The sequence below is a fragment of the Alteromonas sp. AO-Serp genome (assembly GCF_017849675.1).
Classification (GTDB): Bacteria; Pseudomonadota; Gammaproteobacteria; order Enterobacterales; family Alteromonadaceae; genus Alteromonas; species Alteromonas macleodii.
Genome location: NZ_JAFLMX010000342.1, coordinates 1 through 5,256 on the forward strand (window position 1 = coordinate 1; position 5,256 = coordinate 5,256).

Consider the following 5,256-nt stretch of genomic DNA (forward strand, 5'->3'; position numbering starts at 1 on the left):
CATTAAGATATCTTGAAACCTCTCGAAGAAACTGACGATCAAGCCGTTCGTCCATTTTTAGTCTATTACCTTGTTCCAGCATCATGTCAATAGAATTAGATGTGTTAATGATAGGTATTACAGGAATAATAAACTCAAAAAATTTAGTTCTATCAGTACTTATAAAAATGTCATCACGCAATGCATATAAAAACCTGATAGTACGACGAACGCCTGCGTTTGCATTTACAAGACTATTTATTTCTCGCAGTGTCACAAATAAATCTGGTTTCTTGAACCTATCCAGATCTTCAATTATTACAAGGTCATATTTAGTTGATTGAAAAAAATATACTATTTCATCTAGATGGCGATTCAATATGGAAACCTGATCTTCGTTTGCGGGCTTTATCTCTACATTTTTAAGAGAGACGCTCTTGAGAGACAAACCGAAACTTACAATATAAATATGATGAACGATCAACCAAAGAAAAGTTAACGCTATGGCAAATCCCCCCAAATTTAGCCAATTACTGATCGTAAACGGCTGAAAAAATGAACCACTTATTATCTCGGCTCTCTTATCGAAAATGTACCAAAGAAATAAACTTCCAAGCATAATGAAAAAGGACTTAATTACTGACCAAGCGCCGGGAGTTTGAATTCTATTGAACCTCGATAAAGGGAGTTTATTGGAATCCGCGCCATACAACATCTGCTGTAAGATGCTTCTCTCAATTTCTTGTCGTCCAGCACCATCGTCTTCTGAATATTCGTCTGAATCAAAGGAAGCTAGAGATATATGAAGTGCGGGTCGGCGATATCTTCTTAAAAAAGATTGAATAATGCTGCTTTTTCCAGATCCGTAAGGCCCCGTTAAAGCAATGTTTAGAACTCGTTTGTTATTGGTAGCAAAACGTAACGCTTCAGAGTACACATCATCCTTATCTGCATCATCGATAGGAGCTAGGTCTACATATTTCGACGGAGAAGCTAAGGCATCTGAAGACCGAAACCAATGAGTAAAGCGACTAAATCCACTATCAATCCAACTTGAAAATAAGGTCATGATTTTTTTCATAAAAAGTCCGTTATTAATAAATCCTTAAAGAGTATTAAAGTAAAAACCCTATCAATTTTTGTTATTGTCTGCTCTGTTAATCACCGAACCTGTAAGTCGACCAGTCTTCACACGAAGTTCATCGTAACACATTGTTTAATATAGAAAGCAATTCTACTCAAGGGGCCAATAGATATTTGTTGTTTAGAACACGTGATGTAGGAATGTCTTGGAGGTTGAGTTAGCGAAATGTATTTTTTATTGGAAAGAAAATGGCCCAGAGGAATGTACGGTAAAAGATAAAAACCATGAGTTAGTTAGCTGAAAATTTTCTTTGAAAAGGCCAAACATCAAAGAATTAGAAAGTCCGTTTTTCGGTCATAGTTGCCTAACAGTTGTGAGTATATCAATGATCGTTGAATGTACTACTCGTTCGTTCAATAAGTACATTCTGCATTTGTTGTCACCGCTACTACTGAAAATATTTTTTGCAAAACACCATAAATGCCAAAACACTATGAATGCCTTAATCCAAGCAGAGAATACAAATAGTCAATTCATCCATACCTTTCCCTGTTATACTTTCTCTGGAAAATGCATAATGATTTCCTCAATAAGGGGTTCTAGGGATTTTCCCCTCTAAAAAGACATAATCCTCTGTAGACCACACCAATAAATGGCTGCGGAGGTGGGTTACTACTTATAAGTGTGGCAAATTAGGTAAATATCGTACATTTAATACGGAACAGCCCTGATATGGCCATCAAAAACGAAATTACTATTCTCACGAGAGCAGAACAGGCAGATCTTTATTCCCCACCCATTTTTTCAATCGAAGAACAACGTCTGTACTTTTCTCTGAACGATGCGGAATTGGCAGTTTTTCGGTCAATTCGTCTCAGAGCTCATAGATGTTACTTTGTCGCGATTTTGGGATACTTCAAATCAAAGCCCGTCATCCTAGATATCGCTTACTCGCAGGTTTCTAAGGATTTAATGTTCATCAGTAAAGAGCTGCTTGGCGGCAAGGGGCTCAGACCATTCACTCCCTCACAAAAACAAAAAGATCGACTCTACGCAAAAGTATTAGACCTTGCTGGTTATCACAAATGGGACGAAAGTCAGCACTTCAATTCTCTTTTCGACCACCTTGTTCAGGTGGGCAATGCCTGGCTGGAGCCGCGTTACCTCTTTGATACTGCTATTGAATTCCTAACCAGTCACAGCATTGCTATCCCTAGGTACACCGTACTCCAGAGACTGATAAGCAGAGCGATGCAGCAGGTCAGAAAAGACCTGGCGCACCAACTTAATCAACTCACCAGTCCTGAACTTCACGTCTTTCTGGACAGCATAACAGCCATTGATGACGGACTAAGCCTGAACCAGCTCAGAGGCGGTGCAAAAAGTCTGACCGTACCTGAACTTAAAAAAGAGCTTGCCCTTTATCATCAGTTAGCGCCATGGCGCACGCAAATCAATGGCGTTATCGATGGGCTTAATCTGTCTCTTAAAAATCGACAACACTTCGGTGAGCTCATCAACTATTACGGTAGTAAACTCAAACGATTCAAACGCGCACAGCAGCATCTATGGTTGCTATGTCACCTGACAGAGCGGATACAACTGGCACTGGAACGGTTAACTGATGGGTTCATTTACCATATCCGCAAGCAACAAGAAGCTGCCAACACCTTTGCACAACAAGCAGTGTTCCTGTCCTGGCAGTCAGCCGCGGACAATGTCACGAAAGCGGCAGAGTTACTGCATCTGTTTGTGGATGAGAACATTGATGATAATCAACCCTTCTCAGTAGTCAGACAACAGGCATTGAAGGTCATGAATGACAGGGATATCCAGACCCTCTGCCTTTACCTGAAAAAACAGAAACGGACCGTGGAAGAGTACCAGTGGCAACATTACGATGAACAATGCAATCTCCTGGAGCAACTGTTAAGGCAGGTGTTCTTGTGCCTTGAATGTGAGGCCGGTAAAGGCTCAGAAGCCGTCGTCGCCCAACTTCAACAGATGCAGACGGAAATCGCATTCGGTGGACCACTGAAGACGATGGATACGTCGCTCATCCCGAAAAAGCACCTCCCATGGTTGGTTAAACAGGATAACGTTAACCCGCAACGTTACGAATGGCTGCTCTACCGGCAGTTAACCTCACGACTGAATGGACGCATTTATTTGCCAAATGTTACCAAATACCGCGCACTGGAAGACGACCTGATCCCCCAGACATCGCAGGATACCTTGCTGGCCTCATCAACACTGGACAGACTAAAACAGCCCGCAGAGTTATTGTTACAGGAGCAACAACACCGGCTGGAAAGTGCGCTCAAAGACGTTGCTCTCCATATTGATGAGGGAGACAATCGAAATGTGATCATGAAAAATCGTACCGGTACCCGCTGGCGTCTGCCGACCAAAAGCGCTACATCTCTGGTCAACAATCCCTTTTTTAAGCGAATGCAACCGGTCGGTATCGCGGATGTACTGCGGTATGTAGAGCGCGAAACCGGGTTCATGAAATGTCTGACTCATGTACTTCCGATACAAAAACAAGGGTTCACTCATCAGGATGATTTACTGGCCATTCTGATTGCCAACGCCACTCACCGTGGTGTGTATGGCATGGCGCAGATCTCCGATCGAAGCTATGAACACCTGAGTACGGTGCAGGCCAACTATATCCGGCCTGAAACGCTGCATGACGCCAGCGACGTGATCAATAATGCGGTTGCAGCGCTACCCATCTTCCGCCACTACCATATTCAGGAGGACCAGCTGCATGCCAGTGCGGATGGTCAGAAATTCGAAACCCATCTGGAAACCTTTAAAACCCGGTACTCCTCTAAGTATTTCGGCACCAACAAAGGGATCACGGCCATGACACTGGTGGCCAACCACAGCGCCCTCAATGCTCGGATCATCGGTTCCAACGAGCACGAATCACACTATATTTATGACCTGTTACAATCCAACAGCAGTGAAATCAAACCTGACGTACTCTCGACAGATACACACGGTGTCAATCATGTTAACTTCGCCTTACTGGATCTATGCGGTTACAGTTTTGCACCGCGATACGCGCAGTTCAGTAGTGTCATCAATGATCTGTTTGACGTAACTGAAAATGAACACGGCGGCACCAACCTTGCCCTGAAAAAGCCCATCAGGACGAATGTCATCGAAACGGGATGGCAGGATATTAGGCGCATTGTTCTGTCACTTCAGACAAAGCGAACGACACAGGCAATGCTGGTAAGAAAGTTGTCTGGTTATCCTTCGGGGCACCCGACATTACAGGCGCTGACGGAGTATAATCGACTGGTCAAAGCGCAATATTTACTGGATTACATAGACAATGCCAGTTTGCGGCAGTACGTTCAGCGTGCCCTTAACCGGGGAGAAGCGTGGCACTTCCTGAGACGGGCTATTGCGTCGGTGAATGGCGATCAGTTCCGAGGCAAAAACGAGAGTGAAATCGCTATCTGGAATGAATGTGCAAGATTGCTTGCCAACGCGATCATCTACTTCAACTCCGCGATACTGAGTCATCTGCTGGGACACTTTGAAGCGAGAGGAGATGAAGAGAAAGCGGGTATCACTCGTGCTGTTTCGCCCGTTGCGTGGCAAAATATCAACTTAAGCGGAACGTATAACTTCACTAATACTGGGAAATTGCCCAATATTGGCGAAATAACAAGGCCGATAGTGGATGATTAGGCTCCAAGCTGAAAGTAAACCACCTCCGCAGCCATTTATTGGTGTGGTCTACAGAGGATTATGTCTTTTTAGAGGGGAAAATCCCTAGAACCCCAATAAGCGCCGTACTCAGCTGAAGGTATTGTATTACTACCAGGGCGGTTATTGTTTGTGGAGCAAACGGTTAGAAAAAGGCACCTTCGCTAACGTGTCTGACGGCAACACCAAAACACCACTCAACAGTGCCCAGTTACAGTGTTTGATTGATGGGATTTACTGGCAAAAAGACAAACAAAACAGGCGATTTAATTAACTGATTTTGTTATAATTTAGCCCATGAAAACACGCTCTATTAGTCACCTTTCACCGTCTGAAATTGAGGCTGCCTTTGCTCATCAAGCCGATGAAATTGCGCAACTCAAGCAGCAACTCGACTGGCTTAAACGCCAGTTGTTCGGGCGTAAGTCTGAAAAGGTGTTAGCGGATAATCCGGCGCAGAGCAG

Annotated in this window: 3 protein-coding genes and 1 pseudogene; 3 read left to right on the plus strand and 1 reads right to left on the minus strand. The window is 43.8% G+C overall.

Going from position 1 to position 5,256, the window contains the following annotated elements:
• Positions 1-1,060, minus strand: a 1,060-nt coding sequence (locus QVA83_RS21400) for a YobI family P-loop NTPase (protein ID WP_287498944.1), incomplete at its 3' end; no start/stop codon positions are given.
• A 735-nt stretch (positions 1,061-1,795) separates the two neighbouring features.
• On the opposite strand from QVA83_RS21400, the gene QVA83_RS21405 reads away from it, so the two are divergent.
• The 3 genes and pseudogenes from QVA83_RS21405 to QVA83_RS21410 all read left to right on the plus strand — a co-directional run.
• Positions 1,796-4,774 carry a Tn3-like element ISShfr9 family transposase gene (locus QVA83_RS21405; RefSeq protein ID WP_287498945.1) on the plus strand — a complete coding sequence of 993 codons (2,979 nt, stop codon included), beginning with the start codon at positions 1,796-1,798 and terminating at the stop codon, positions 4,772-4,774.
• A 106-nt stretch (positions 4,775-4,880) separates the two neighbouring features.
• A pseudogene (tnpB, locus tag QVA83_RS22480) lies at positions 4,881-5,066 on the plus strand (IS66 family insertion sequence element accessory protein TnpB); the annotation flags it as partial.
• 23 nt (positions 5,067-5,089) lie between these two features.
• On the plus strand, positions 5,090-5,256 hold a 167-nt coding region (locus QVA83_RS21410; RefSeq protein ID WP_287498946.1), incomplete at its 3' end, for an IS66 family transposase.